The following is a 25,043-nucleotide window of genomic DNA, read 5'->3' as shown; positions in this document are numbered from 1 at the left end:
CATGAAGCAATGTATGGATTCAGAAAATCTGCACCGCAGGTTGAAAAAGATCGTGGGACAGGTGCAGGCCATTGACCGGATGGTCGATGAAGATGTTCCCTGCGAGGACATCCTTTCCCAGATCAATGCCGCCAAATCCGCGCTGCACAAGGCGGGACAGGTGGTTTTGGAAGGACATATCAAACACTGTGTGCGGGATGGGATTGAACACGGTGATGCGGACAAGACAATTGAAAGTTTCACAAAAGCAGTGGAGAGATTTGCAAACCTCACCTAGTGCCAGCGCTTAAACAGCCGTTTTTCAATGGCTGTTTTTTCTTTTTCTCCTTGACAAACCCATACCCCCTATGGTATCAATGTACATATACCCCCATGGGTATAAAAGGGAGGTTTCTATGGATAAGACAATAGAAAAAATAGAAGATTTAATGGATGCAGGCGGCACGAAAAAGGATATTATTTTCCTGGCAGTTTCCGGGGCTGCTCTTCTGGTCAGTATTTTTGATTTGCTCCCCCTGCCCTTTGACGCCGCCTGGGTGGCTATTGTGCTGTGCGGGATTCCCATTATTCTGGAGGCGGTCATAGGGCTGATCACTGCTTTTGACATTAAAGCAGACGTTCTTGTTTCCCTGGCTCTGATTGCGGCGGTCTGCATCGGAGAGGACTTTGCAGCCGGGGAGGTGGCCTTTATCATGCAGCTTGGCGCCTTACTGGAGGATTTGACCGTTGCAAAGGCCAGGGCTGGAATTGAAAAGCTCATCCGCCTGACGCCCCAGACCGCAAGGATCATAAAGGACGGACAGGAGCAGATCATTTCCGCCCATCAGGTTTTAGTCGGAGACCTTCTCCGTGTGCTTCCGGGAGAAACCATTCCAGTGGATGGAGTACTGATTTCCGGCCAGACCTCCGTCAATCAGGCTGTTATGACGGGAGAGTCTCTTCCCGTGGATAAGGGTGTGGGAGATGAGGTGTCCAGCGGAACATCCAATCAGTTTGGAGCATTTGAAATGAAGGCTTCCAGGGTGGGAGAGGACAGTTCCATTCAGCGGATGATCCGGCTTGTCCAGTCGGCAGATGCGGGTAAGGCAAAGATCGTGGGCATTGCAGACCGGTGGGCCACCTGGATTGTGGTGACTGCCCTTACCGTTGCCGCCCTTACATGGCTGATGACAGGAGAGGTGATCCGGGCTGTCACCATTCTGGTTGTGTTCTGCCCCTGCGCTCTGGTGCTGGCTACGCCTACTGCTATTATGGCGGCCATCGGAAATGCTACGGGACACGGATTTCTGGTCAGGGAGGGGGATGCCTTAGAGAGGCTGGCTCTCGTTTCTAAAGTCGCATTTGACAAAACAGGGACCCTCACCTATGGAAATCCTCAGGTCATAAAGGTGAAAAGCATGCTGCCTCAGTATGAGGAACAGGAATTATACGAGCTTATCGCTTCGGCAGAGCTGTTGTCGGAGCATCCTCTCGGCAAGGCGGTGGTCCGTTGTTATAAGCAGGAGACTAAAAGCCCTGTTTTGCCTGCCAGGGAGTTTCAGATGATGCCGGGAGAGGGCGTGTCTGCTGTCATTGACGGAAAAAGGCTTCTTGCCGGAAACGAAAAGATGATTTCTGCCAATGGGATGCTGCTTTCCAAGGAGTTGAAGGAAGAGGCAGAGCAGTATTTTTCACAGGGATGTACAGTCATTTATATTGCCATTGATCAGGAGATTGCCGGTTTTGTGGTTCTGTCGGATACGGTCAGGAAGGAAAGCGGACAGATGATAGAGCAGCTAAAGAAATTGAAGCTGCAGCCGGTTCTGTTGACAGGGGATAATGAAAATGCTGCCAGGGCCATTGCCGGGGAGCTGTACATAGAGGAGGTATACGCAAACTGTCTTCCGGAGGATAAGTTAAAACGGATTGATGCCTGCCAAAAGGGCGGGGAGAAAATCTGCATGATCGGTGACGGAGTCAATGACGCTCCTGCCCTGAAAATGGCGGATGTGGGCATTGCCATGGGAGGGATAGGAAGCGATATTGCGGTGGATGCCGCGGACATTGCCCTCGTGGATGACGAGGTGAAGGAGCTGCCTCATTTGCTGGCCCTTTCCCGGAAGATGATGGCGACCATCAAATACAACATGGTATTTTCCATGGGTCTGAATTTTCTTGCCATTGCCCTGGCAGTTTCCGGGACGCTGAATCCTGTTGCAGGGGCTTTGGTGCACAATGCAGGCTCTATTGCCGTGATTATCAATTCATCACTATTATTAAAATGGAGGAAAAAAGTATGATTTTTAACGCAATCAGTCTGGTTATCGGAGTAATGATTTTGATCGGGGGCATTTATTATCTGATTAAAGAAAAGGAAGATGGGGAGTCGAAAAAGATATATTCCATCGTATCGGCAGCAGGAGCTGTCATTGTGACCGGCATAATATTGAAAATCTTAATTGCAGGCTGATGAGCCATAGAAAGAACGGTGATTAAAAACTGATTTGAGGATTGGTAAAAATATGGTATACTAACTCGCAGAAGCACGCTGTTACTGTACGCACAACATAAGATTATTTAAGAGAGGAAGTACCATATCATGAGCATGGCAGGCGGCAAACGGCCCCAGGCATATTTCAAATACCTTTTATCCCTTTTGTTTTTCGGTTCCAATGGAGTTGTGGCAAGCCGGATTTCCCTCAACAGCTATGAAATCGTCTTTTTCAGGACTTTGCTGGGAAGTTTATTTCTCATTGCAGTGTTCCTGCTTTCAAAAGGTAAAATGCAGGGCTTTCGGAACAAAAAGCACCTGATGTTTTTAAGCATTTCCGGGGTGGCCATGGGGGTGAGCTGGATGCTCCTCTTTGAAGCTTATACCAAGATCGGGGTCAGCATGGCAACGCTGGTGTACTATTGCGGACCTGTCATTGTAATGGCCCTGTCCCCTCTGATTTTTCATGAACGGCTGGGCATGGGCAGGATCACAGGCTTTGGGATCGTTTTAGCCGGAATGCTTTTGATCAATGGAGAGGCCCTGCAGCAAAATGAATTTTCCTGGGGCCTCCTTTACGGAATACTTTCCGCGGTCATGTACGCTTTTATGGTTATTTTCAACAAAAAGGCCAAAACGATCACCGGACTGGAAAATGCCATGCTCCAGTTGATTGTCAGCTTCGTGACTCTGTCGCTGTTTATGATGGCAAAGCAGGGATTTCCCATGGCTTCCCTGTCACAGAACCTGCTCCCTGTATTATTTTTGGGAATCGTCAATACAGGGATTGGGTGTTATCTCTACTTTTCTTCCATTGAAAAGCTGCCCGCCGGGACCATCGCAATTTTCGGCTATTTGGAGCCATTGTCAGCCGTGGTATTTGCCGTAGCTTTTTTGCAGGAGAGATTGTCGGTTGTTCAGATTCTTGGAGGAATCTTCATCATCGGCGGAGCAGCCGTCGGAGAACTGTCAAGCCTGAAAGGCTCCCGCTGAGTGCCCGGTCATTATATAAAATCCTTGCAGGAAACCAGCAAGTCAATCTTTTTCCACTGGGTTTCTTCATCAATGCAGTTGCCTTCTTCCACGGAGGCAAATCCGCATTGGGGAGAAAGTGCGATATTGTCTCCCACAACAGCCTTCGCTTCTGCATATCTTCTCTTAAGGTCTTCCAGGCTTTCTAATTCCGGATTCTTGGTGGAAATCAGACCGGCCACAAAGGTGGCATCACTCCCCTTTAACACCGCCCAGGGCTCAAAGGAGCCGGAGCGCTCATCGTCATATTCCACGAAAAATCCGTCATAGGGAATCCGGCTGATGATGGGGGCTACCGTGTCATAAAAGCCTGAGAAAAGAGGATTTCCCTTAAAATTGCCCTTGCAGAAATGAGTGGCAATTACCATGTCCTCAGGCCTGCCTTCCAACGCCTTGGTGGATACGCGCTGGAACCAATCCAACACCTCTTCTTTTTTATATCCAAGAGAAGCTACTTTCTGCAAAAATTTCTCGTCGATCATATAAGTCCAGGAAGTATCGTCAATTTGAAGGTATCTGCATCCGTGGGCATACAAATCCTTAATTGCGTTCTGGTATGCGATGGCAATGTCCTCAATCAGCCCTTCCACATCGCTGCCATAATAGGGAACTTCTTTAATGCCAAGCTGAAGATAGTTGTCCACCAGAATCATATTTGGCCCGGAAATGCATTTCTTTGCTGTAATGCCGGGATATTTCCCTGCTTCCTTGTGGAGAAAATCGTAGGCCTCGATCTCCGGGTGAGAGCGGTCCGGGTCATAGAAAATCTTTCCGGTGATGTAACCCAGCTCAATGTGGTTGATGACACCACCCCGTTCTATGTCCAAATGTTCCGTTGTAAAGCCGTCAAACTCCTTAAGCCAGTCCAAGTGCCACCATCTGCGGCGGAATTCTCCGTCAGTCACAAATTTCAGGCCGTGAGCCGCCTCTTTTTCAACCAAATCTGAAATCGCCTCATCCTCAACCGCTCTTAATTCTGCCAGTGATATTTCCCCGTTTGCGTATTGAGCTCTTGCTGTCTTTATCTGTGACGGTCTTAAAAAAGAACCGACAATATCATATTTAATATTTAACATATTTTACTCTCCTTTTATGTGGAATTTATTTGATCAATACCTCTGCAATGCATTATATATCATTTCGGCTGACATGTGTTAATATATAAAAATTATAGTTTGCAATAACTTAAATCTATCACTGGATACGGAACAGTTATAGATAATTCCTTGACAATCTCCATAAGGCCTGATAAACTGATAACTAAAATACCGATAATTTAATTATCGGTTATGAGAAGGAGGTGAAATAATACATGTCAAAGCCAGATCGTTCCATTGACCCGCGGATTATGGAGAGCGCAAAGAAGGAGTTTCTTGCCCATGGATTTGAAAAGGCATCCTTAAAAACAATCTGCCAGGAGGCAGGGGTCACGACAGGGGCACTTTATAAGCGGTATAAGGGGAAGGAAGATTTGTTCTGTGCCGTGGTAGCGGATACGGTTGCAGCTCTGGATGGTTTTGTAGAAATGCGAAGCTCTGCCCAGGTGAAAGACCTCTCTGACGAGGAACTGGTGGGCGCATGGGAGATGGAAGAGAGCATGCCGGAGTGGTTCCGGTTTCTCTATGAACACCAGGAGGGGTTTACCCTGCTCATTTCCAGTGCAGGAGGGACCCGGTATGCAAATTTTCAGCACGACCTGGCAGACAAAATGACGGCTAAGACCTACGAATATTTTCAGGAAGCCAAAGTCCGGGGGCTCACTCACGGGGATATCTCTGAGGAGGAAATGCACATCCTGCTTTCCGCATTCTGGACGGCTGTCTGCGAACCCTTTATCCACGGATATACGTGGGAACAGATGGAGGCTCACAGCCGCATCATATGCAGCCTGTTTCACTGGAGCCGGGCTTTAGGGTTTGACGCACCCGTTATTTAACCTGCGACCAGCAATCCCTTTGTCAAAGGGATTTCTGTTTGCCAATGGGTTAGTTTTATCTAACCTAAATCAATCAATAAAAGGAGGGATTTGTTTTGTTTAAAAAGGTACTGGAATATGCCGGTGAGCACCGAAAAACAACTTACTGCGCCGTAGCCGCCATGCTGGCCGGCATGGTGATGCAGGTGCTGCCGTTCTGGTTCATCTACCAGATCATCAGGCCTCTGCTGATGGGGGAAACAGTTGCAGCAGAGTATATGATCTGGCGCATTGCCGCCATTGCAATCTGTACGGTGCTCTATGCCGTGATCTATATCCGGGGGCTTTCTCTTTCCCATAATTCAGCCTACAACACCTTGAAAAACTTGAGGATTTCCCTGCAGGCAAAGCTGGAGAGCCTGCCTCTGGGCATGATTCAGGAAAAAGGGGTGGGCGCCGTCAAAAAAATGTTCATCGATGACATTGAAAAAATAGAGCTTCCTCTCGCCCATGCCCTTCCGGAGGGAATTGCCAACGTGACCATCCCTGTTCTCGTATTTCTGGGCATGTTTCTGGCGGACTGGCGGATGGCCCTTCTGGCCCTGGCCTCCCTGCCTTTTGGAATGGTTGCCATGATGATGATGTACCGGAGCGGCACGAGCAAAATGGAAGACTATTATGAGTCGGCCCAGAAGATGAACAACACCATCGTGGAGTATATCAACGGCATGGAGGTGGTCAAGGTATTCAACCGGGACGGCGAATCGTATCATAGGTATGAGCAGGATATCAGGAGCTACCGGGATTTCACCCTGGCCTGGTACAAGGCGTGCTGGCCCTGGATGGCCATTTATAACAGCCTGGTTCCCTGCGTGGCCCTCTTTGTCCTTCCGGTGGGCTCCTGGTTTGTCATGAAGGGGTATTCCACCCTTCCCGGTCTGGCCCTTGCGCTGTGCATGTCCTTTGGAATCAGCGGCCCTCTTTTAAGGGCCATAAGCTTTCTTCCCACCATGGCCCGCATTGACTATACCATATCCAGTCTGGAGCAGATGATGAATGAGCCGCCTCTCATCCAGTCGGCAGAGCCATTTTCCGGCAAAGATCACGGAGTGAAATTTGAGAACGTGAGCTTTGCGTATAAGGAAGCAGAGGTGCTTCACGGAATCACCCTTGAGGTGCCGGAAGGCAGTCTGACTGCACTGGTTGGGGAGTCGGGAAGCGGAAAAAGCACTCTTGCCAGACTGCTGGTCCATTTCTACGATGTGACAAAAGGCTCTGTCAGAATCGGAGGCCAGGACGTGCAGCACATGAGCCTGGAGGCCCTTAATAACCAGATATCCTATGTGGCTCAGGAACAGTTTTTATTCAACATGAGTTTGATGGAAAACATCCGGCTGGGCAGGCCTGAGGCAACGGATGAGGAAGTGCTGGAAGCTGCTAAAAAAGCGCAGTGCGGCGAATTCCTGGACCGGCTGGAAAACGGCATTCATACCATGGCAGGAGACGGAGGCAGGCAGCTTTCGGGAGGGGAGAGGCAGCGGATTTCTTTAGCCAGGGCCATTTTGAAAAATGCGCCTGTTGTGGTTCTCGATGAGGCCACAGCATTTATGGACCCGGAGAATGAGGAAAAGATGAATGAAGCCATCGCCCAGGTCATTGAGAGGAAGACTGTTATCGTCATCGCCCACCGGCTCCACTCCATCATAAACGCCGACCAGATCTGCGTGCTGGAGACGGGAAATCTGGCAGCAGCAGGAACCCATGAAGAGCTGCTCACAACCTGCCCGGCTTATCAAAGGCTCTGGCAGGCAGCCGAAGGCAGCGCGCAGTGGAAGGTCAGCACCGAGAAAGGGGGCAATACCTTATGACAGCGTTAATGAAACGCATCTTCACCGCTTCCGGGAAGTACAAGGGCAGGATTGCTGTAGCTTTTGTGTTCTCCTTTTTAAAAGGAATTTTGAAAAATGCACCCATCGGCCTTGCGCTTTTTGTGCTTTCCGCTTTTTATCACGGGACGGAAGCTCCGGAGCTGTCCCTGGGCATTGGAATTACCCTGGTTGTCATTCTTCTGCTTCAAATTCTGTTTCACAATATTTCAGACCGGCTCCAGTCAGCGGCAGGCTTTCTCCTCTTTGCTGACAAGCGGATGGAGCTGGGGGCTCATTTGCGTAAAATGCCCATGGGCTATTTCACGGAAGGGAACATAGGAAAGATCAGTTCCGTGCTCTCTACGGATATGGTGTTCATTGAAGAAAACTGCATGAGTGTGCTGGCAGATATGATGAGCTACATCTTTTCACAGGGCATTTTGCTGGCATTTATGTTCTACTTTGACATATGGCTGGGATTTGCGGGGCTGGCTGTGCTTGTTCTGATTCTGCTGGTGGCACGGGGGCTGAAAAAGGAGGCCCTTGAAGATTCCGCGATCCGCCAGGAACAGCTTGAAAACCTGACGGAGGCGGTTTTGGACTTTACCGAGGGAATTGGCATCATCAAGACCTACAACCTGCTGGGGGAGAAGTCTCAGGCTCTTTCCGACAGCTTTCGGGAGACGTGCCGCACCAGTCTGGAGTTTGAGGAAAACCACACCCCATGGCAGAGGGGGCTGAATCTGGTTTACGGCTTTGGCGTGGTTGCGGTAACGGCCCTTTCTGTATTCTTGTATTTTCAGGGAAAGCTGGATGTGCCTTATCTGGTGGGAATCATGCTCTTTGTATTTGACTTGTTCGGCCCATTAAAGGCCCTGTACGGACAGAGCGCACGGCTTACGGTGATGGATAGCTGCATGGACCGCATTGAAGATGTGTTTGCGCAGCAGGAGCTTTTGGACACAGGCAGGGAGGAGATTCCGGAGCAGAGTGATGCTCCTGAGGTACAGTTTGAACGCGTCAGCTTTGCCTACGGTGAAAAAGATGTGCTCCACGACATCACCTTTGATCTGGAAAAGAACCGGATGCTGGCTTTAGTGGGACCGTCAGGCGGAGGAAAATCCACCATTGCAAGCCTTTTAGCCCGGTTTTGGGATGTGAAATCCGGGCGGATTCTGGTGCGGGGAAAGGATGTAAGAAATGTTCCCCTCAGTCAGTTGATGGACCATATCAGCATGGTGTTTCAGCGGGTGTATTTGTTTCAGGATACGATTTACAATAACATCAGCATGGGAAGGCCGGGGGCCAGCCGGGAGGAAGTGATGGAGGCGGCCAAAAAGGCAAGGTGCTACGATTTTATTATGGCTCTGCCGGAGGGCTTTGACACATTGGTGGGAGAGGGCGGCGCAAGCCTTTCCGGAGGGGAGCAGCAGCGGATTTCCATTGCCCGGTGCATTTTAAAGGACGCTCCCATCGCCATTCTGGATGAGGCGACAGCCAGCGTGGATGCGGATAATGAAAGCTATATCCAGCAGGCCATCAGCGAGCTGTGCAAGGGAAAGACTTTGCTGGTCATTGCACACAGGCTGAACACCATCCGTCATGCGGATGAGATATTGGTCATTGCAGAGGGCGGTATTAAAGAGCAGGGAACTCATGAGGATTTGATGGAAAAAGGCGGTATTTATAAGAATTTTATAACGGCCAGAGAAAACAGCCGCGGTTGGAGCAGAGTGACTGGTCCGTCTTAATGCCTGAAAAATAAGAAAAGGTGTGCCTCTATAACAACGGGCACACCTTTTTTAATAGCAGCTAATGAATCCCATAAGAAATGCCGCATGCGAAGAAACTGATTCCAGTCGTGATCAATGCCGCCCATAAAGTGAGAGACAGATATCTTTTATCAGCCATTTTCTTTCAGGAATTTCCCCCACCGGGGAATGCAGATCAAACTTCCAAGAACCCCCGCGCCTGCCACCGCGCACAAAAATTTCAGTATAAAGGACCAGCCTGCAGTATCCGCCAAAGCTCCCAGACCATAGGTGGCTATGCTGCTTCCGATATAAACCGTGGAATTGAGCAGGCCTGAGATGGTGGACACCTTGCCAAAGCGGATGAAGTAAGAAGGAATAAAGCTGACCAGCATCACATTAATGCCCATCATGCAGGAAGTGGTCACGGCAAAGAAGAACAGGGATAAAAACAGTGACATTCCTTCAAACACGATCAGACAAAAGATGGAAAAAAGGGAGATCACAAACAGGATCATGGTGGTTTCCAGTTCATTTTTCTTCCCCTTCCGGTAAATCAGATTAGCGAAATACACGCCGAATAAATTAATAAACGGAAGAAATGCGGTAGCAAAGATGGCGATAAAGGTTCCCACCTGATACGTATTTGATAAGTAAGAAGGCACCCAGCCCGTCACCCCATCCCGCAGCGCTCCCTGAACCGTGAGAAGAAAGCCGGCCAGAGACAGTAGAAGAACCAGGCTTCCCGTAAACCGGAAATCCTGTCCCATAGTGCCGTATTCATCCAGGGTCTTCCTGCTGTAGCTGCGCTCTCCTTCCGGATATAAGCGCTCCAGCCTGGTAAAGCCCAAAATCCATAGGGCGGACACTGCCGCCATAAAGCCGCCGGACACCAGAAACACCATCTTCCAGCCGGAAATATAGATCAGAAAGGAGCACAGAGGATAGATGAGAAATACGGCTGCCGGATATGTCGTGGCAATATTGACACAGGCTGTTTTCTGTTCTTCCTCAGGAAGGTATTCCGCAAAAATACGCAGCAAAGGCGACCAGGTCATGGACTGGGCGGCCCCGTTGACGCACCATACCGCTGTCATGGCCTCCGGTGTGGTCAGAAAAGCCATGGAAAGGTTGGATAAGGAAGATAAGAAAATCCCTGTAAAAATCATCCACTTGGGGTGAAACCGGTCCCCCAGAAACCCGCTGATAATCTGTCCTACCCCATAGGTGATGAAAAATCCGGTTCCCACCAGCCCGCAGGTGCGGTTTAAATAGCCCTCTGCGGCGATGATTTCCGACATGGAAGCCGTGTAGTTCTGCCGTCCGATATAGGTGGAAAAATAGGCGATCCAGCATAAAAGGAATAAGATACGGTGTTTTTTCATTGCTCATCTCCGGCGGATCTGGTGCAAATCTGCTTAAAGTAAAATTCCCGGCTGGTAGCGATCAGGCCCAAAACAGATGCCTTTTCTCCCAGCCTTGAGGGGATGACAGGAACCGGGATGGCAGCGTGGCTGTCAACGATTTTCTGTATTCCGGGGATCAGCCGTTCCTCAAAGGCCAGATAATCACCGCCGATGATCACCAGTTCACAGTCAATGACGGACAAAAGGTTGCAGACCGCACAGCCTAATTCAGTGCTGATAAGGTCCACCATCCCAATGATTTCAGGATCGCTGGTCTGATACTGCCTGATCATATCCGGGAAAGTGAGGGGGGGGTCCTGGCGGCCATCATTGAGCTGCTTTAATACAGAGTCAATACAAATCCTGTTTTCCAGGGAAGCATTTTTGGAGTTTAAGGTTTCCGGGGTGATGGAAAAACCGATCTCACCTGCTGCCAGATGGCTTCCTTCATACAGCCTACCATTTAGCAGGATACCGGCACCCACGCCCTGTCCGCAGCTTATAAAAGCCAGATGTCTTTTATCCTGTCCGCCGCCGCAGCACCATTCTCCCAGGACGGAAGCGTTGGTGCTGTTTTTGATCAGGACAGGAACGGGAAATGCAGCGGAAAGCTGTTCTTCCATCTGTCCCACGTTAAAGTCCCCGTATTTGGAGCTGACAATATAGTTCTTGTCGCTGTCATTGAGAATACCGGGAGCTGACACGGCAATGGTCGCTAAATCCTGATGGGTAATGCCCTGAGAGGCCATCAGCATGGATACCGCGTTGATGCACATGGTGATCCAGGAATTTAAATCAGCAGTAGGCGTTTGCTGGATAGTAAACTGATTGATGATGGTGCCTCTTAAATCGCTGAGACAAAAATAAGAGTGCTGATACTGGAAATCCATCACAATAATGTATTTAAAGTCATCGCAGAAACGCAAAAGAGTCGGTTTTCTGCCGCCGCCGCTGGAACAGGCCCCTTCCCCCATCTCTTTAATAATGCCGATCTGCAAAAGCGCTGCCACGTTGTCGGCCATGGACGGCTTGCTCATGTCCAGCATCCGGGCCAGTTGGGCCTTGGAGCTTTCCCCGTTTTGGAAGATGGCATCCAGAATAGCCCTTTGATTGACTGTGCGGACGTGGCTTAAGTTTACTGTTTTTTTCATAGTTGCTCCTGTTTGTCAGATATGTTTTTTAACTGGGATACCGGCTCTTTACCCGGAATCAGGGAAATGCCGTCAGAATAGCCTTCTTCCCTGCCCTTTAAAACTTCGATCAGATGGTCCCGCAGACAGGCAATCCGCTCCTGGCTGCCTGGGTCCCGGATTAAGTCGTGAAGCTCCTTGGGGTCCTGGTCCAGACGGAAATAGTGTTCCTGCCCTGTCTGGCTGTACCAGATATACTTGTCCGAAGCCGTGACAATGAACTGGTTGGACAGTTCTCCCCAGCTATGTTCGCCGTGTAAATATTCCCTGTTAAAGCCGTTTTCTCCAAACAGAGAAGAAAAGAAGCTCTGCCCATCGGCTCCGTCAGGCAGGGCCAGATTTAAAGCATCCAGAATGGTAGGCATAACGTCCCTCAGCTCCACCAGATCGTCGCAGACCCGGACCTGAGTTTTATCCGGAATGAGGTTCTTTCCTACCCGGATGATCATGGGAATCCGGATGCTGCCCTGGTAAGGCTGTACCTTCCGGAACAGGCCGTGATCAAAGAGCAGCTCTCCGTGGTCAGAGAGGAAAATCAGGATGCTGTCCTCTAAAACCTCCTGCTGGTAAAGGGCCTGTAAAAGCCGCCCGATCTGATGGTCCATATGGGTAATGCAGGCGTAATAGCCGGTCATGGCATCTTTTTTGACCGCATCATTTTTCGTTCCGTAGGGAGAATCGTAAAGCCCTTCGTAATCCTTTGCCTTCCCGGAAAAGTCCTCCCAGTCGCCCATGGCCGGAGGCGTAAGCTCACGGCTGCGGTAAAGGTCAAAGTATTCCGAGGGAGCGTCCAGAGGCGGATGAGGCCTCACAAAAGAGGTCATCAGGAAAAATGGCAGGTCAGGGTCCCGTTTTTCCAGGAAGCGGATGCTCTCCGTCACAGTCCAGTTGGTAGGGTGGGACATGGCGTCGTACACCCAGGGGGAAGCGATGAAGGAGTTGCATTCCAACCCGGTATCGTTGACATCCGCATCATTTCCGTGCCGGTCTTTCAGCCAGCCTAAGTAGCTGTCGTTTCGAAGCTGGTGCTGCCTTGCGGGAATGCCGGCCTTGCGGTAAAAGCCGATATATCCGTCATGGAGGGTCAGGTTATGAAAGCCGCAGCGCCGAAGGGGCGGATGAACGTGAAGTTTTCCAACAGCTTCTGTGTGATAGCCGTGGTCTGAGAGGACTTTGGGAAGCATGTTGGGATAATCCCAGTCAATACCGTCCTGATAGCCCACCCTGCCGTGGCGTTCCTGGCTCATGCCGGTGAATAAGGCGGCTCTTGACGGGATGCAGCTTGGGCAGGAAGCATAGGCATTGGGAAAATAAGTGCCTTCTGCTGCCAGAGAATCCAGGTAAGGCGTCTGCACATCCGGATGCCCTGCAACTCCCATACAGTCCCCCCGCATCTGGTCGCACATGATTAGAACAATATTGGGCTTTTTCATAAGTGCCTCCTTAAAGTGAAATTTCATTCATAAATTCCATACAAAGATAGTAAGGAATAATTGCTAAATCAATAAAAATATTATACGCCATTCTGGAAAAAAAGTAAATGTGTTTTAGGAAAACCCCGATTAAGTGGTGAAAAAATACGAATAAACTTAAAAAACACAGTAAAAAAGGTGCAAAGTTTACAAAAAACTTTAAATCCCCTATTGACTTGATAAGGAAAACTTGCTAAGATGGTGCCATCTACATAAAGTCAATGAACCTATCCAAATAAGGAGGAGAATCAATCATGAAAAAAAGAATCGGAGCGATCGCATTATCGTTAGGCCTGGTCTGTTCACTTTTAGCCGGCTGCGGCAACGGAGGGCAAACGTCTGACAAACCGGCCGGAGAGGCAGCCGCCACCAAAGCAGGGGAAACTGCCGGAGCAGCAGGGGGCCAGGTCACCCTGGAGCTGTATCTGCAAAAAACAAACGTGGTGGATGTGTTTAAGGAAATCATCACCCGCTTTGAAGCCCAGAACCCGGAAATCAAGATCGAACTGACAAGCGTTCCTGACCCTGAAACAGCCCTGGTTACGAGAATCGCTTCCAACGATTATCCTGATATCGTGACCATCTGGCCGGCAGAAAAATTTTACCGGGATTTAATGAGAGACGGAGCTCTGATGGATATTTCCGATCAGGCATTTTTAAATGACATCGCAGATGAAACCAGAGAGATTGCCAAATACGACGGCAAGGATTACGCCCTTTCCATGACAATGAGCGCCTATGGCCTTATCGTCAACAATAAGCTGTTTGAGGAAAACGGCATTGAAAAGCCCCAGACATGGGATGAACTCATTGCCGCAGCAGAGGCATTCCAGGCAAAAGGAATCCAGCCCTTCGCATTCTATGACAAATCCACAGAGCAGTTGGGACAGATGGCAGAAAGACTCATAGGCGTCATCAATAACGACATCACCTCCCAGTTTAAAAAGGTGGGCAAAAGTGAGACAGCCTGGGAAAATGAAAAAGAGATGAAAGCTCTCGCAGACGCCATGCTCCAGCTTCGCCAGTATGGACAGAAGGACACATTAGGCGCAGGCTATGAGGATGCATTCAACGATATCGCAACAGAAAAGGCAGCTATGATATTCTACGGAAGCTGGGGAATCCAGACCATTCTCAACTTAAATCCGGACCTGGATATTGAGATGATCACCATTCCCAATCCTACAGGAGAACTCGCCAAGGTTCCAGCCAGCATTGATACGGCGCTTTCCATCACAGAAAGCTGCGAGAACAAGGAAGCAGCCCTTAAGTTCCTGGCATTCATGGGCTCCAAGGAGATTGCACAGTATTATGCCGATACCGAGCAGAATCCTTCCGTCATCAAGACCGTGGATTACAAGCGTCCTCAGCTTCAGACCATGAGCGAGAAGCTGAAATCAGGAGACATGTTCTTCAGCCCGTCCGTATACTGGCCGGCAGGCTTTCGCAAGAGCTGGGAAGCACCGCTTCAGCAGTTGATTCTTTCCAAGGACGTGAACGCCTTCTTAAAGGACAGCGATTCCATCAGCGTGGAATATTTTCAGAATGAAGAGTAAGCAACCGTAACCTGGATTTCTGCCAGGATATGTGATACCATGCGGCTGCCGTTTCCCGGTAATTCCGATAAACGGCAGCCGTACTCTGATAGAGGGAGAAAGAAAATGAACAGCCAAAACAGAAGGATGACGTTTTTTAAAAAACAGTCCATTATTTTGAGCCTATTTGCAGTTCCCCAGGCAATCATCTATGTGATCTTTTTTATTGCCCCCATTATTGGCGGAATTTTTTACAGCTTCACCGATTATAACGGAATCAACAAAAAACTGAACTTTGTGGGATTTGACAATTACCGGATGGTGTTCAGCAATTCCCGTTTTTTAAAAACAGTCATGTTCAACGTAAAGTACAGCGCCCTTCTGGTTCTGTTCATCGTGTCCTTAAGCCTGGTGCTGGCCCTCATTCTAAACAGCAGCTTAAAGGGCAAGACCGTGTTCCGTTCCGTGTTCTTTTTCCCGGCAGTGCTGCCGCTGCTGACCATGGGACTAGTGTTTAACAGCATCATCACAAAGGGACTGCCTCAGCTCGGTGCAAGCCTTGGCCTTGAAAGCTGGGAGATCAGCGTTTTGTCAAAGCCCGATACCGCCATGTACGCCATCCTGTTCGTAGCCATATGGCAGGGGCTGGCCATTCCCACGGTCCTGTTTCTGGCGGGCCTTCAGACCGTTCCAAAGGAGTTGGAGGAGTCTGCCAGCCTGGACGGCGCGACGGCCTGGAAGCGGTTTCTCTACATCACCCTGCCTTTTCTCGTTCCCACCATCACCATGGTATTTGTGCTGACCTTAAAACAGGGGCTTATGGTGTTTGACTTAATCATGTCCATGACCCAGGGCGGCCCTGCCGGCTCCACGGAGAGTATGGCGATGCTGATCTATAACCACGGTTTTGTGGAGCGGCGCTTAAGCGTGGCAATGGCAGAGGCTTTGATACTGGCAGTGATTGTCTGCACCGTTTCGTTTATCCAGATTGTCTGGTCAAACAGAAAACGAATCTACTAGGAGGAAATGGATATGAGCCAACGTAAAATACTGAACGCATTAAAATACGTGATCCTGCTGTCCGGGGCCGTCACCATAATCCTTCCTCTGATTCTCGTGGTGATGACTGCCTTTAAGTCAAATCTGCAGATTGCAGAAAGCTGGTTTTCCCTTCCGGTACCTTTGTATCTGGACAATTTTAAAACCCTCTTTGACAAGAACGAGCTCAAATACGCTTTCATAAACTCCGTTTTGATCGCAGGCGTTTTCCTGTTCGTCAGCACAGTGACCCTTCCGCTGACGGCTTACGGCGTGTCCCGGACCATGGCAAATAACCGTTTTCTCCGGTTTTTCTATTACTTTTTGATCATCGGCCTCTTTGTTCCCTTCCAGGCGAAAATGATTCCGCTGATCATTATCGCCAGCAAGCTGGGCATGATGAACGTGCCGGGAATTATTGTGCTCTACATCGCCGGTTCCACCTGTGAGGGGGTGTTCCTCTGCGCCGGTTATCTCCAGTCCATTCCCCCGGATATGGAGGAAGCCGCTTATATTGACGGGGCAGGCTTTTTTGGAACGTACAGCAAGGTGATTCTGCCCCTTATGAAGCCCATACTGGCTACCGTGGCAATTCAGAATGCCCTTTGGGTGTGGAATGATTTCCAGCTTCCCCTGCTGGTGCTGAACAAATCGTCGAAATTTTGGACGCTGATTCTCTATGTATATAACTTTAAAACGGCATATCAGACGGACTTTGGTTTGATTTTTGCGTCATTCCTGATTTCCATGCTGCCAATTATGGTATTCTATATTCTCATGCAGAAGCAGATTATCGGAGGCTTGACGGCAGGAGCAGTGAAAGGGTAAGGAGGAGTTGAGATGAAAAGAAAAAAGCTGATTTTGGTATCCCTTGATGCCTTATCCTGCACGGATTTAAAATATGTGAAGACCCTGCCTCATTTTTCCAGGATCATGGAAGAGGGAGCTTACTGCACCCATGTGCATTCGGTATACCCATCCCTCACATTTCCAAGCCATGCCAGCATTGCGACAGGCTGCCGCCCTTCCTCCCATGGAATCGTGAACAATTATGTTTTAGACCCCTTTGCCAAAATCCAGAAATGGAATTTTTACGCTTCCAATTTAAAGCGTAGGGCCATATGGGACTATGCCAACGAGAGCGGAAAACGGCTGATGAGCATGTCCTGGCCCGTCAGCGCCGGGGCGCACATGGCCTATTCCATGCCGGAAATGTCTCCGGTCAAGCCTAAGGTCTGGAACATGGACAGCTTTGTCCGCCAGATGAAGGTGCTGTGTAAGTACGGAACCCCCGGTTTTGCTGTCAGGACCCTTTTAGCGGACAGAGCCCTTCCCAAAGCATGGTTTCTGGGAAAACAGCCTCATTTGGACTTATCCATGATGAACCGGTTCTTAGACGCTCTGAACCGGTATGATTTTGATATCGCTTTGCTCCATATTTATGGACTGGATGATGCCAAGCATACGGATGGCATCTATTCCAAAAAGTCCAGGTACTATCTGAGACAGTATGATAAATTTGTGGGGCAGCTCATGGAGTATGCAAGGCAGCGGGACAATGAAGATGTGACGCTTTTGTTCACCGGCGACCATTCCCAAAAACAGGTGTCTTATGCCATTCACGGAAATATGGTTCTGGAGCGTCTGGGCTTTTGTGTCTATGAAAAGGAAAAGCTCGCAGATTACAGGGCTTATTTGGACTCCGGTGACGGAATGGCCTATATTTACATAAAGGGCGGGGATAAGGAGCCGGTGATTGCCGCGATAAAGGAAGCCTTTGCCGCAAACAGGGGCGTGAGCCGGGTCATGGAGAAAGAGGATTTTGAACATCTGGGCTGCGCAAAAGAGGCCGATCTGGTCCTTGAGGCGAAGGACGGTTATTATTTTGAGTCCGGATATGAGGCGTCAGCCGATGAAGAGGGAATCGTGGAAAGCCATTATAAAGGCGTTCACGGATATCTTCCCGATGGAAAAGATTATCAGACCATGATGTTTGCCTGGGGAGAGGATGTGGCCCCTGTCAAGATGGAAACGATGGGGATTATTGATATTCTGCCCTCAATCTGCCACTGGCTGAATATGAAAACGGACCCCATGGACGGAATCGCCAGAAAAGAGATGTGGAAGGAAGAAACGGGGGGAGATTTCTGATGAAGGTCCGGTATTTAGGTACAGGAGCGGCGGAAGGAATCCCTGCCGTTTTCTGCCAATGTGAAACGTGTCAAAAAGCTTCGGAGCAGAAGGGAAAGGACATCCGCACCAGGGCCAGCGCTTTGATCAATGATAAGCTGCTTTTGGACATTTCTCCGGATTTGTACTTTCATAAGCTTCGCTATGACCTGGACTTATGGAAGGTAAAGGCGGCCTGTATCACCCATTCCCACAGCGACCACTTTGACGGTGCGGAACTGACCCGCCGAAGCAGCGCAAACTACTGCCATATCCTTGATGAGAAGCCGTTGCAGGTCTATGGAAATTCCAAGGTCTGCCGCCTGGGAGCGGAAAGCTTAAAAGAGGAGTTTGGAAGAGAAGATGACCCGTCTGTCCTGTTTCTTCCAGCCGAGCCGTTTACAGAAATCAGGATAGAGGAACTGACGGTTACCCCCATCCCTGCAAACCATGATCCGGCGGAAATGTGTTTTATCTATCTGGTGGAAGAGGGGGAAAACAGAATCCTTTATGCCAATGATACCGGGCTTTTGGGAGAGGAGGCTTACGCATTTCTGAAAGGAAAGGCGCTTTCCCTTGTGAGCCTGGACTGCACGTTTGGGGCCGGCGGATACCGCAGCAGTGTCCACATGGGGATAGAAGAAAATCTTCTGGTTGTAAAACGCTTAGAGGAAGAGGGCTGTCTGACTTCTTCTACTGTGATCGCTGCCACTCATTTTTCCCACAACTGCGGGATGAATCACCAGGAACTGGAGAAAAAGCTGGGTGAGGCGGGAATCCGTGCGGCCTGGGATGGGCTGATGCTTCAATGGCAGTAAAACACAGACGGCTTTCGTACAGGAGAAAGGAGGGTGTCCATGATAAGCGGGGAAATATTTGAAAGCATAAATCTGGTATCTGTTTTAACCCGCCTGACCATTGCAGTCATACTGGGGGGAATCCTGGGTTTTGAGCGGGGAAGAAAACGAAGGCCGGCAGGGCTGCGCACTTATATGATCGTCTGTCTGGCCTCGGCCCTGGTGATGATCACGGGAGAATATTTAACGGAGAGATATCAGACCGGTGATCCGGCCCGCCTGGGTGCCCAGGTGATCAGCGGAATCGGATTTTTAGGAGCAGGAACCATCATCGTCACCTCAAAACAGGTGAAGGGCCTGACGACTGCTGCCGGGCTTTGGGCCGCGGCCTGTCTTGGACTGGCGGTAGGGGCCGGTTTTTATATGGGGTCTATGGTGGCAGGGGCATTCCTGCTGCTCATCATGTCCATGATGCAGAGGATTGACCGCTATTTGTGTCTCAATTCCAATCACATCCATTTCTTTGCAGAGTTTAAGACCATGGAGGCGCTGGGCAGCTTTATTGAACAGCTTCGGGAAATGGGGTGCCAGTTGGATGATTTAGAACTCAATTCCAGAGGGGGTTATACGGATTATGTTGGTGCCACCTTTTGGGTGAAGATGGATATGCCCATCAATCATATAGAAGCGATCCAGAAGATGAGTAGGATTAAAGGAGTGAAATATCTGGAGGAGCTGGAATTTATGTGAGGTAAAAATACTGAATGCCAATGGGCCTGATTTTGCCGGCAGTGAGGTGTGCTGAATCCGCAGCTTTTATCTGGAGTCCCTGCTGTCTGGACACAAAGACTGTCATATGGTACAATAATAAGCATTCAGAATCATGCAATTTAAAACAATATTTCTCATACTGCCGGCAAAAAATACGGTTTCTCACAGAAGGGTTACCGTATTTTTTACTGGTCGCCATGAGGATATCCATGAAAAGTGCCTGTGCCTGGTCGAATTTGACGGTGTTCAGAAAATCGAACCTCCGCTGGCCTTTGACCATCAGGGCAATATGGACGATTGGCTGATTATTGATAAGATTGAAGATATGGTTGTGGGTACAAGCATACCCTATAACTATGAAAATTCCAGATTTTAGCACCATTATATTACGCAGGGTTGTTGCAAAAAGCATAATCTAAAAGCTCAACAGCTCCCTAATCCAGAAAAACACGAGAGTGACTGATAAAATCAGCCATCTCGTGTTTTCGTGGGTAAGGGGCGTCTACATTTTCAATAATGCTTTTTGCAACACCCTCTTTATCTCGGCCTTAGTAAATGGGCTTTGTTCAATAAGCAATAAATTTCCTGTAGCCTTCTCTGATTCGCTTATAGGAGCGAATGCTCATAATCTTGATATGCTATCTGAATGTCTTTTTGTTGTAGAATTTTCCTTTACAGAAGACAACAAGTACAACGACAAATGAGACCGTTTGTGCGATGGTAATCCGCATAAATTGCAATTCATCTGCACCTGTTATAGTAGAAATGTGCAATATGTTGATGATGGTATTGTTAAAAAAATGGTCTGCCATCGGTAGCCACAAAGAGCCTGATATTTTTGTAAGCAGGCAAAATTTTGCCCCCGTAATTCCTGTTGTTACAATAAGCAGGAGCATCATCGTAAGTGTGCCGCCAATACTTCTTTCTGCGTCCAAAAAACTTCGCAGAGGGGAGGCTATATGCCAAAATCCGAACAACACGGACGAAATAATTACAGCAATGTGAAATGAATATTTCTTTTCTGCAAGTTTCAAAAACAGTCCCCTAAAAATGCCTTCTTCCATAACAACATTTATGATGTTGCCAATAATGCAAATGGCAAAGAATAAAAATTCTGTTTGATTTCCTAAATTGCCCTCGACAGAATAACTTGTCACGTAAAGCTTCAATGACGGCGTATTGCCTGACATAGAAGTCATAAAAAATTCAAACCCATAAGCCAATGCATAAACGGATGATCCAAGCAACAATCCATACAGAATGCTTTTAAGAACCCTTTGGGAAAGGAAGCCTATTTCGTTTATACCAATAGATAAATACTTTATTGCTACGAACAGAATGCCAATTCCTATTAGTTTATGTATAAAAGCTTCCCCTAAAATACTTTGATCGGTCCTGATAAACATATACTCAATTCCACGGAATGCAAAGCATATGAAATAAATAAACAATATAATTCCAAGCACTGTTTGCGCGTGTTCCTTTTTCATTTCCAAACCTCCTGCACTTATTGAACTTGCGTGAGTTATATAAATTTCCTGTAGCTTTACTTTACTTCGCCTACAGGAATGAATGCTCATAGTATGTGTAGTTATACTAAAACAGAAAATGGCTCTTTTACATACGAATAATAATCTTTCATAGTAAAATCAGATGGCAAACTTGCTAAGTCGGAGCGCCCTGCTTCGATATTATCTTTATTCATTTTAAGCCACTGCACAAACATTTCGGGGTCATTTTGTTTTACATCCTTAACCCAGTTTATCCCCTCATTTTTTATAAACTCAACTCTATCATTAAATGACAAGTTCAGACTATCCGCCTTTTTTAGACTTTCATCTATATGACTAATGCGACTATCTAATGCTTCAATGGCAATTGTCCACTCACGAGGTTTGTTTATTTTGATTTCACATGGCGCATTTAAAAGCATACTTTTTGAAATCACCTCATTGTTTAGTTCTAATTTGTCACAACGAGGTTCTTGATTTATTATTTGTGAAGATTGCCTATCTGATATATTTTTAGGAATGCTATTTACGGTAAATTTCTGTATAGGTCCTGCATATGTAGGATTTATTGAGTTTATCATAATTAATACCTCCTTGCTAATTTTTATCATCTAATTTACTATAAAGTTAAGTTTTTGAACAAGGTTATATAAATTTCCTGCAGCCTTGTTCTAATTCGCCTACTGGAGCGAATGTATTTTGTTCACAACGATACTAACGTTCTTTTATAATGCGCCCTGTGATAATGTATTCTTAAAGCTGACATAAGAAGTATCCGCACGGTTTTTTCTGCTTATATAATTTTTGGCACGGTGTAAGAGGGTTGCCTGTTCCCATAGTGTGAAACGATCGTCTTGGCGACGATTTTTCGATTATAGGAACAGGTTCTCAGAATTCTATACCTTGACGTTAAGAAGCTCACCAACAGGCATCGGCTGCGGGAGAGGAGTTTCCGGCACAGTCATAGGGGCGTAAGCCGTCATTCTTCGTCCGTAGGTACTGATGTCCACTATATCTCCATCTACAGATTTTGCATATGTACCGCCTGTCTCAGATACGCCATCCGGTGTTGAAGCAACCGATTCTGGTGCCTTGGCAACTTCTGCTTCTTTCGCTTTCTCGGCAGCCTTCTCCTTGTTGATTTTTTCGTTATCATCAGCAACCTTATCGTTTAGCTTATCTGTGTTTTCCGCAATCTGCCCCATAAGGTTGTTCGAACTGGCTTCTAATTCCGAAACTCTTTCTTCTTTGTTCGACGTGTCTATGCCACGTCCCTTGTCCGTCTTGATCTCACTGTTAAGCACGCCCATTTCGCCTTTCATCATGTTACGATTTCTGCTTAAATCGCTTGTGTGCTTCAGCACTGCCTGCGAGGACAACAAAGCGTTCATTTGTGCTGATCCTAAACCTACCATTTTTCATGCCACCTTTCTTTTGACTGCATTTGTAGTCAATTTGTATAACAAGCAATTCGCTTCGCAATATACTTGTTATCATTAGGAAAGTCGTTTATAATTCTGTTAAGAGAGCCTTTTCGCCTCCATATCAAAATTTAACTACATATGTAGTCATTATATATATCGTCTGATTTTTGAAAAAGTAAAGGGCTTTCGTCGAGAAATCGACTACAAATGTTTTCGATTAAAAAGGAGATGCTTATGCAATACAATATTTCCAGTTCGGAGTGGTACATCATGCAGGTGCTTTGGGCAAGCGACGAGCCGATGACCTCCGCCGAAATTGTCACAAAAGTAAAGGACGGGCGCGACCGCAGCCCGACGACCATCAAAACACTTCTGCAAAGGTTGGTTTCAAAAGGCTTTGTGGATTTTACAGTTGATGCTGCAGACAGCCGCATATACCATTACCGCCCCAGGGTAACTGAGGACGAATGCGTGGAAAAGGAAAACCGGGATTTCGTATCGCTCTATTACAGGGGCGATGTAGGGGGAATGCTGGCGCGCTTCATTGGTGACAGTGATTTAAGCCCGGAGCAGATCAAGGAACTGACTGCACTACTGGAGGCAAAAAAGGAGGATGGAGTGTGATGGTAAATCGGATTATGTTTGGCTATCTTCCGAAGCTTACAACACTGTTAAGCCTTTTGACCGGCAGGATTCTGTTTGCGGCTTTTGTGCTGGCTATTTTAATTGGTTTCATCATGCAGGTGCGTAGAAAGCTCTCACCTGCCATTCGCTCATGGCAGTGGGGGCTTTGTCTGCTTGCCTTGTTTATCCCTTTTGAGCGTAGCGCCATTATCATAGCACAGGAACTGAAGTTCTTTCCTTTTATGCAGGACGGCACAATTGCTGATATCCCGCTTTTATATTGGACGTTCAAGTTATGGAGTCTTATCTGGTTTTTTGGATTTATTTTCTCTGCCCTAAAAACACACAGGGCGCACAAATATACGTTACGCCTGCTGAAAGAGGGTAAAATGACCGGCTGCGCAGCTTATTTTTACAGAGGACGTTCGCATATCTATCTGCCACCGGAGTTTAAGAAAGCGTACACATCCACCGAACAGGCGATGCTGATTGCCCATGAAAAGCAGCACATCAAGCATCATGACCCATTGCTATACCGGTTTCTCCAGGTTGTGCAATGCGTTTTCTGGTTTTGCCCGTTCATTCATAAAGCGTTGCGTCTGATTCGTCAAGACAGGGAGCTTTTATGTGATGAGCGAGCGTCCAGCGGCTTCTCCAAGCGGGAATACGGTATGCTGCTGTTACGGGAGGCGCAAAAGGAAGTTCCTGGTCGAGCGGTAGCCGGAATCGTTTCGGAACCAAGCGGTGTTTATGAGCGTGTTCAGGCTTGTGTATCACCATTTCCGGGCAATACCAAGGCAGCCGTTAGAGTTGTGTGTATTGCAGCAGCGATGTTTGCAGTCGGTTTTATTGGGATAATAAAACCGGTGGTTTCAGCACCTATGGATATTCGTGTATTTCTCGCAGATGATAAAAGCTTTTTACATATTGAGGGCACGGAACGATTTGTTTTGTTGAAGCAAGGCGGTATTGCCTTAGCCCAACAAGAGCTTTATGAATATGCAATATCGGTTGGGTTAAAACCCGAACAGCGTTTGAATGTGAGTGTACTCCAAGGGGAGCGGCCGACATTGGTAGGTTTCCACACAGTAAACGGCGGGGGCTGGTTTCTGATAAGCGAGTTGAAATCAAAGGATATATTTTTCCCGTACTATGACGAAGGGTTTAATCTATGGAGTGTGCTGTTTAAGGGGCTGTAATATCTCACATGACAAACACTTTTACTGTTACGGGAACCGCAGCTTAGAGTTTTTGCGGGAGGAGATAAATAATCTACAGCGGGAGCTGGATTCAGCAAAGCAAAAGGATGCGGAACTGACCTCACTGTTCAAAGTCTCTATGAGGATAATGTGCTGGTACGTGTGACCAATGAGCAGTTCCAAATGCTGTCTGCCGATTACAGTGATGAGCAGAAGGTATTGCGGGATGCGATCCCCGCCAAGGAGGCAAGGCTGCAAAAACTGATGGACTCCGTATCCGATGTGGAGGCTTTCATCGAAAAGGCCAAGCGGTATACGGAGATACGGGAGATTACACATGATTTGACGGAGATATATCAGACTGGTGATCCGGCCCGCCTGGGTGCCCAGGTGATCAGCGGAATCGGATTTTTAGGAGCAGGAACCATCATCGTCACCTCAAAGCAGGTGAAGGGCCTGACGACTGCTGCCGGGCTTTGGGCCGCGGCCTGCCTTGGGCTGGCGGTAGGAGCTGGAATTTATGTAAGGTAAAAATACTGATGTTTTGGATATGGCATGTGAGTATTGCAGAATATATAAAGAAAACGTCTTTTTAGGAAAAGTTTGGGGTGATTCAATCCGCTTTACTCAAAGAGGCGTTTTCTTTTTTGGTTTCATACGGAATGTCAATGGGCCTGATTTTGCCGGCAGTAAGGAGTGCGGCATCCGCAGTTGCTGTCTGGAGTCCCTGCTGTCTGGACACAAAGACTGCCATATGGTACAATAATAAGCATTCAGAATCATGCAATTTAAAACAATATTTCTCATACTGCCGGCAAAAAATACGGTTTCTCACAGAAGGGTTACCGTATTTTTTACTGGTCGCCATGAG

24 protein-coding genes and 1 pseudogene are annotated in these 25,043 nt (G+C 47.9%); 17 read left to right on the top strand and 8 right to left on the bottom strand.

The window, feature by feature from the left end:
- Nucleotide 1 precedes the first annotated feature (1 nt).
- The 4 genes from QM657_RS05610 (at nt 2) to QM657_RS05595 (ending at nt 3,463) form a co-directional block, all read left to right on the top strand.
- The gene (locus tag QM657_RS05610; protein ID WP_415065593.1) at nt 2–277 is read left to right on the top strand and encodes a metal-sensing transcriptional repressor; all 276 of its coding nucleotides are present in this window, start codon (nt 2–4) and stop codon (nt 275–277) included.
- A gap of 118 nt (nt 278–395) precedes the next feature.
- Nucleotides 396–2,279, top strand: a complete 1,884-nt coding sequence (locus QM657_RS05605) for a heavy metal translocating P-type ATPase (RefSeq protein WP_415065592.1) — start codon at nt 396–398, stop codon at nt 2,277–2,279.
- Entirely contained in the window at nt 2,276–2,449 is a 174-nt protein-coding gene (locus QM657_RS05600; RefSeq protein ID WP_415065591.1) for a hypothetical protein, read from the top strand. Before QM657_RS05605 ends, QM657_RS05600 begins: the two co-directional genes overlap by 4 nt.
- A 129-nt stretch (nt 2,450–2,578) precedes the next feature.
- Complete coding sequence (locus QM657_RS05595) at nt 2,579–3,463, top strand: DMT family transporter (RefSeq protein ID WP_415065590.1); 885 nt, start codon at nt 2,579–2,581, stop codon at nt 3,461–3,463.
- Between the two features lie 11 nt (nt 3,464–3,474).
- Here QM657_RS05595 and QM657_RS05590 read toward each other — a convergent pair whose 3' ends face one another.
- Nucleotides 3,475–4,578: a 5-methyltetrahydropteroyltriglutamate--homocysteine S-methyltransferase gene (locus QM657_RS05590; protein WP_415065589.1), complete on the bottom strand. Its 1,104-nt coding sequence runs from the start codon at nt 4,576–4,578 to the stop codon at nt 3,475–3,477.
- A 236-nt stretch (nt 4,579–4,814) separates the two neighbouring features.
- Between QM657_RS05590 and QM657_RS05585 the strand changes: the two genes are divergently transcribed.
- The 3 genes from QM657_RS05585 (at nt 4,815) to QM657_RS05575 (ending at nt 9,036) form a co-directional block, all read left to right on the top strand.
- Nucleotides 4,815–5,438 (top strand): TetR/AcrR family transcriptional regulator, encoded by a 624-nt coding sequence (locus QM657_RS05585; protein WP_415065588.1) that lies wholly within the window; start codon nt 4,815–4,817, stop codon nt 5,436–5,438.
- Between the two features lie 95 nt (nt 5,439–5,533).
- Nucleotides 5,534–7,285, top strand: coding sequence for an ABC transporter ATP-binding protein (locus QM657_RS05580; protein WP_415065587.1), 1,752 nt, complete (start codon nt 5,534–5,536; stop codon nt 7,283–7,285).
- Nucleotides 7,282–9,036 (top strand): ABC transporter ATP-binding protein, encoded by a 1,755-nt coding sequence (locus QM657_RS05575; RefSeq protein ID WP_415065586.1) that lies wholly within the window; start codon nt 7,282–7,284, stop codon nt 9,034–9,036. Before QM657_RS05580 ends, QM657_RS05575 begins: the two co-directional genes overlap by 4 nt.
- 152 nt (nt 9,037–9,188) lie before the next feature.
- Here the strand turns inward: QM657_RS05575 and QM657_RS05570 are convergent, their stop codons facing one another.
- Genes QM657_RS05570 through QM657_RS05560 form a run of 3 tightly spaced genes read right to left on the bottom strand, consistent with a single transcriptional unit; the run spans nt 9,189 to nt 13,065 of the window.
- Nucleotides 9,189–10,421, bottom strand: a complete 1,233-nt coding sequence (locus tag QM657_RS05570; RefSeq protein ID WP_415065585.1) for an MFS transporter — start codon at nt 10,419–10,421, stop codon at nt 9,189–9,191.
- Entirely contained in the window at nt 10,418–11,593 is a 1,176-nt protein-coding gene (locus QM657_RS05565) for an ROK family transcriptional regulator (RefSeq protein WP_415065584.1), read from the bottom strand. The genes QM657_RS05570 and QM657_RS05565 overlap by 4 nt, the downstream gene beginning before the upstream one ends.
- Complete coding sequence (locus QM657_RS05560; protein WP_415065583.1) at nt 11,590–13,065, bottom strand: arylsulfatase; 1,476 nt, start codon at nt 13,063–13,065, stop codon at nt 11,590–11,592. Before QM657_RS05560 ends, QM657_RS05565 begins: the two co-directional genes overlap by 4 nt.
- Before the next feature lie 293 nt (nt 13,066–13,358).
- Between QM657_RS05560 and QM657_RS05555 the strand changes: the two genes are divergently transcribed.
- The 7 genes from QM657_RS05555 (at nt 13,359) to QM657_RS05525 (ending at nt 19,790) form a co-directional block, all read left to right on the top strand.
- A complete protein-coding gene (locus tag QM657_RS05555) occupies nt 13,359–14,660 on the top strand; it encodes an ABC transporter substrate-binding protein (RefSeq protein ID WP_415065582.1) in 1,302 nt (433 codons plus the stop codon).
- Between the two features lie 105 nt (nt 14,661–14,765).
- On the top strand, nt 14,766–15,659 hold the full coding sequence (locus QM657_RS05550) for a carbohydrate ABC transporter permease (protein WP_415065581.1): 894 nt from the start codon (nt 14,766–14,768) through the stop codon (nt 15,657–15,659).
- Between the two features lie 12 nt (nt 15,660–15,671).
- Nucleotides 15,672–16,505: a carbohydrate ABC transporter permease gene (locus QM657_RS05545; protein ID WP_415065580.1), complete on the top strand. Its 834-nt coding sequence runs from the start codon at nt 15,672–15,674 to the stop codon at nt 16,503–16,505.
- A gap of 12 nt (nt 16,506–16,517) precedes the next feature.
- Nucleotides 16,518–17,828 (top strand): alkaline phosphatase family protein, encoded by a 1,311-nt coding sequence (locus QM657_RS05540; RefSeq protein WP_415065579.1) that lies wholly within the window; start codon nt 16,518–16,520, stop codon nt 17,826–17,828.
- On the top strand, nt 17,828–18,664 hold the full coding sequence (locus QM657_RS05535; protein ID WP_415065578.1) for an MBL fold metallo-hydrolase: 837 nt from the start codon (nt 17,828–17,830) through the stop codon (nt 18,662–18,664). The genes QM657_RS05540 and QM657_RS05535 overlap by 1 nt, the downstream gene beginning before the upstream one ends.
- Nucleotides 18,665–18,703: 39 nt before the next feature.
- Nucleotides 18,704–19,393, top strand: coding sequence for an MgtC/SapB family protein (locus QM657_RS05530; RefSeq protein WP_415065577.1), 690 nt, complete (start codon nt 18,704–18,706; stop codon nt 19,391–19,393).
- 133 nt (nt 19,394–19,526) lie between these two features.
- A complete protein-coding gene (locus tag QM657_RS05525; protein ID WP_415065576.1) occupies nt 19,527–19,790 on the top strand; it encodes a hypothetical protein in 264 nt (87 codons plus the stop codon).
- A 262-nt stretch (nt 19,791–20,052) separates the two neighbouring features.
- On the opposite strand, the gene QM657_RS05520 is transcribed toward QM657_RS05525, so the two are convergent.
- From QM657_RS05520 to QM657_RS05510, 3 genes are all read right to left on the bottom strand, one after another.
- Entirely contained in the window at nt 20,053–20,904 is an 852-nt protein-coding gene (locus tag QM657_RS05520) for a lysostaphin resistance A-like protein (protein WP_415065575.1), read from the bottom strand.
- 101 nt (nt 20,905–21,005) lie between these two features.
- Complete coding sequence (locus QM657_RS05515) at nt 21,006–21,506, bottom strand: hypothetical protein (protein ID WP_415065574.1); 501 nt, start codon at nt 21,504–21,506, stop codon at nt 21,006–21,008.
- A 315-nt stretch (nt 21,507–21,821) separates the two neighbouring features.
- Nucleotides 21,822–22,340, bottom strand: a complete 519-nt coding sequence (locus QM657_RS05510) for a hypothetical protein (protein WP_415065573.1) — start codon at nt 22,338–22,340, stop codon at nt 21,822–21,824.
- Nucleotides 22,341–22,583: 243 nt separating this feature from the next.
- On the opposite strand from QM657_RS05510, the gene QM657_RS05505 reads away from it, so the two are divergent.
- From QM657_RS05505 to QM657_RS05495, 3 genes and pseudogenes are all read left to right on the top strand, one after another.
- Entirely contained in the window at nt 22,584–22,973 is a 390-nt protein-coding gene (locus QM657_RS05505) for a BlaI/MecI/CopY family transcriptional regulator (protein WP_415065572.1), read from the top strand.
- Nucleotides 22,973–24,172, top strand: coding sequence for a M56 family metallopeptidase (locus QM657_RS05500; RefSeq protein ID WP_415065571.1), 1,200 nt, complete (start codon nt 22,973–22,975; stop codon nt 24,170–24,172). The genes QM657_RS05505 and QM657_RS05500 overlap by 1 nt, the downstream gene beginning before the upstream one ends.
- A 360-nt stretch (nt 24,173–24,532) precedes the next feature.
- A pseudogene (locus QM657_RS05495) lies at nt 24,533–24,694 on the top strand (MgtC/SapB family protein); the annotation flags it as partial.
- 91 nt (nt 24,695–24,785) lie between these two features.
- Here the strand turns inward: QM657_RS05495 and QM657_RS05490 are convergent.
- Entirely contained in the window at nt 24,786–24,926 is a 141-nt protein-coding gene (locus QM657_RS05490; RefSeq protein ID WP_415065570.1) for a hypothetical protein, read from the bottom strand.
- Between the last annotated feature and the right edge of the window lie 117 nt (nt 24,927–25,043).

This window comes from Lacrimispora sp., from assembly GCF_047605665.1.
GTDB lineage: Bacteria > Bacillota > Clostridia > Lachnospirales > Lachnospiraceae > Lacrimispora.
This window is presented reverse-complemented; position numbering and strand designations above follow the sequence as displayed.